Annotated in this window: 4 protein-coding genes and 2 pseudogenes; 5 read left to right on the top strand and 1 reads right to left on the bottom strand. The window is 35.9% G+C overall.

Annotated elements, in window-relative coordinates; all coding sequences use genetic code 11:
• From RFW85_RS16495 to RFW85_RS16485, 3 genes and pseudogenes are all read left to right on the top strand, one after another.
• Positions 1-606, top strand: a 606-nt coding sequence (locus RFW85_RS16495) for a multicopper oxidase domain-containing protein (protein ID WP_286935125.1), incomplete at its 5' end; no start/stop codon positions are given.
• Positions 593-1,513 (top strand): copper resistance protein B, encoded by a 921-nt coding sequence (locus RFW85_RS16490; RefSeq protein ID WP_004281863.1) that lies wholly within the window; start codon positions 593-595, stop codon positions 1,511-1,513. The genes RFW85_RS16495 and RFW85_RS16490, both read left to right, overlap by 14 nt.
• 23 nt (positions 1,514-1,536) lie before the next feature.
• Positions 1,537-1,734, top strand: a pseudogene (locus tag RFW85_RS16485) (hypothetical protein); the annotation flags it as partial.
• On the opposite strand, the pseudogene RFW85_RS16480 reads toward RFW85_RS16485, so the two are convergent.
• Positions 1,694-1,873: pseudogene (locus RFW85_RS16480) on the bottom strand (DDE-type integrase/transposase/recombinase); the annotation flags it as partial. The pseudogenes RFW85_RS16485 and RFW85_RS16480 sit on opposite strands and share 41 nt — an antisense overlap.
• A gap of 422 nt (positions 1,874-2,295) precedes the next feature.
• Between RFW85_RS16480 and RFW85_RS16475 the strand changes: the two are divergent.
• Positions 2,296-2,598, top strand: coding sequence for a type II toxin-antitoxin system RelE/ParE family toxin (locus tag RFW85_RS16475; RefSeq protein ID WP_000286963.1), 303 nt, complete (start codon positions 2,296-2,298; stop codon positions 2,596-2,598).
• Positions 2,599-2,880 (top strand): addiction module antidote protein, encoded by a 282-nt coding sequence (locus RFW85_RS16470; protein ID WP_000985610.1) that lies wholly within the window; start codon positions 2,599-2,601, stop codon positions 2,878-2,880.
• Positions 2,881-3,154: the final 274 nt, after the last annotated feature.

The following is a 3,154-nucleotide window of genomic DNA, read 5'->3' as shown; positions in this document are numbered from 1 at the left end:
AAAGGTATGGATCATGATATGCCGATGAATAGCGCTACTGTTAAGGCGGCTTCAGACAAGAATGATAATACCGTATTTGGATGGGCAAATGCTTCAACACCTGAAGGTAATAAAGCATTGCAATATAGTGATTTGCAATCGTTAGATCCTCAAAAAGACACTCGTGCAGCTGAACGTGAAATAGAGATCCGTCTTGGTGGAAACATGGAGCGTTATATTTGGACAATAAATGGTAAAAAATTTAATGAAGCCGACCCACTAGTGGTGAAGTATGGTGAACGTATTCGCTTAAAATTTGTCAATGACAGTATGATGGCTCACCCAATGCACTTACATGGCATGTTTATGCAGCTTGAGAATGGTCAGGATCCAAGCAATATGCCAAACAAACATACGGTAATTGTTCCACCTGGGAAAACGATAACCACTCTACTCACAGCTGATGAGTTAGGTGAGTGGGCTATTCATTGTCACCTGCTTTACCATATGAGTGCAGGAATGATGAATAAACTCATTGTAGCTCAAGTGGAAGATGGTAATTCTACAAAGACTGTTCCTCAGTCCCAAGTAAATGAGAAGGGAGTAAATCCACATGCACATCACTAATAATTTGTTTTCAAAAACAACTTTGATGATTGCGCTATTTGGATTATCAAATCTAACGTTCGCTAAAAATGAAACTCCTGTACAAGACAGTAATATTACAAAAAATATGAAAATTCTTTTACAGGAATCTGGAGGATTAAAGTATTCCCTTCAAGAGCGTTATCCAGAATATTATTCAATGGAAAATGCGGATATGGGGGATAAGAGTGTCCAGATTGCGCTTGAGAACTCTAACTCACCTCATGACAATCATCTTAAAGAACATGGTGGACAAATTTATCAAACGACAAAATTTGAAAATGAATGGATGGTTGATGAAGACGGTAAGGGCAACCTAGGAACAAAGTTTGAAACTTTAATTGGAACAGATGAAAATCGTCTATTTATTGAAGCCAATTCGGAAAAGTCAGAAAGTAATGATCCAAAATATGCTGTATCAGCACTTTATAGCCGTAACGTAGCCCCATTTTGGGATGTACAAGCTGGGGTAAGATATAGTGAAAATAAAAATAATAGCAGCAGCGATCGAGTGGATGGGGTTATTGGTATATTAGGTCTAGCTCCTTATTTCTTTGAAACACAAGCATATCTTTATGGCGGTGAGAATAATTTTTGGGGAGCAAGTTTTGAATTAGAACGTGATTTGCTTTTAACTCAGAAACTTATTACTCAACCTTATATCGAAGCAGATGTAATATTTAGCGATGATTCTAACTATGCTGCAAAATCAGGTTTATCAGAACTAAAAACTGGTATCAAAACCCGATATGAGATTACTAAGCGAATTAAACCTTTCATTGATGTTGCTTACCAATATGAAAAAGGACAGAAAGCCACTTCTATGCAAGAGGCAACAGAGTCTGAAAAGGGATGGAAATATGGTGCAGGCATCGAATTAGTTTTTTAAAATAGTATGATTTGGATTCATGAATGGTAGCTTCGGCTACTATTCATGAATTATTACTATTTATTTTCGAATCTGTAAAACTAAAAAAGCTTAATTTTTGGTCTATTTTTATGCAGTGGTTAAAAACATGCTTATCGCTGTTTTTATCGTTTGCTATTCTTTTAGTAGGATCGGCTGCTACTACTTCGTCTGTACATCATCGGTGTTTAATGCCATCTGAATAGATGCATGTGGCATAGCCGTCTTCATCGATTTGAATCCTAAAGTGGCCCTAATGATCCGCTTTAGCTTGCCATGATTACATTCGATCACGTTATTTTTATACTTAACCTGCCTGTGCTCAAGATCTGGTGGACATTTTCTTTCCCCTGCCTAGAATCTCCCAAGGGAAAGTCTCCTGATAATTCAGCGTATATCAATCCTTTCTTAGTATTTTTCTGACAGGAATTTCGTACTCTGAAAAGTTAAAACCATTAATAGGTTGCCCATTTTCATTACTAATATGCTGTACACCATAACTAAAAGATGGATTAGGTTGATTGCTAACAGCATAAGTTGATGGATCTACGAATTTAGTTTGCATTAATTTCTCTGTAAATTATGGTGTAAATAAATTTTAAAGAAGACTAACAGATCCTGAATATCTTTATAAAAGAAAAATAGAAACTTCCACTAATTTTCTCCATTTAACATAATGGCTGTTATATGAAATTCAGTGCCTCAGGCCTAAAGAACCAAGTTTATGTCTTGCAAAAACGTATCCTATAGGATACATTTTGCTTATGTACTCAATATATACCACAGAAGCCTTTGATGATTGGTTTACCAAGTTAAAAGATCAACAGGCAAAAAGACGCATACAAGTCCGAATTGATCGGGTTGAAGATGGGAACTTTGGAGATACTGAACCAGTCGGTGAAGGTGTTTCTGAGTTACGTTTCTTCTTTGGACCTGGCTATAGGATTTATTACTGCAAGCAAGGGCAAAGGGTCGTTATTCTCTTAGCAGGCGGAGATAAGTCTACGCAAAGTAAAGATATAAAACTTGCCCTACAATTAGCACAAGATTTAGAGGAGGAGCTGTAAATGGCTATCAAACTTCGTAAATGGGATAGTGCTGAGCATCTTAAAACAGAAGAAGATATGCAAGCTTACCTACAAGCCTGTATCGATGAATCTAATGGTGATGCTGCATTCATTGCTAAAGCTTTAGGTAACATTGCTAAAGCTAAAGGAATGGCTCAATTATCACGAGATACAGGTCTAGGCCGAGAAAGTCTTTACAAAGCACTTTCTGGTGATGTTAACCCTAGTTTTGATACTGTGATTAAAGTTGTAAAAGCACTGAATTTACGCTTAGCAATTTAAAAAAAGTTATTTAAAAATGGAGCTTTAAGCTCCATTTTTAAATTTCATATAAGGTGTATTATGTTAATTTTAGAAAATATTAATAATTAGAAAAGAAAAATGCAGATCTCAAGATCTGCGTTTTTTTCAAGAAAGTATTTAAAGCCTTCTAGAGAATTTTTCTCTATCAGAGAGGCTTTGTTGCACAAACCTATCTCTAAAGGCTTATTCCACAATATAATTTTCAAATGAATAAGTCGACACCTAAAATTTATCGCACAACCAATTGGTCTTC

Origin of the sequence: Acinetobacter sp. 12966, assembly GCF_031196995.1 — a bacterium.
GTDB lineage: Bacteria > Pseudomonadota > Gammaproteobacteria > Pseudomonadales > Moraxellaceae > Acinetobacter > Acinetobacter geminorum.
Note: the sequence above shows the minus strand (reverse complement) of the source record. Positions and strands in the feature narration are given on the sequence as shown.

Coding starts and splice junctions, on each gene's coding strand:
- RFW85_RS16470 (WP_000985610.1), top strand. CDS start 2,599: ATGGCTATCAAACTTCGTAAATGGGATAGTGCTGAGCATCTTAAAACA.
- RFW85_RS16475 (WP_000286963.1), top strand. CDS start 2,296: ATGTACTCAATATATACCACAGAAGCCTTTGATGATTGGTTTACCAAG.
- RFW85_RS16490 (WP_004281863.1), top strand. CDS start 593: ATGCACATCACTAATAATTTGTTTTCAAAAACAACTTTGATGATTGCG.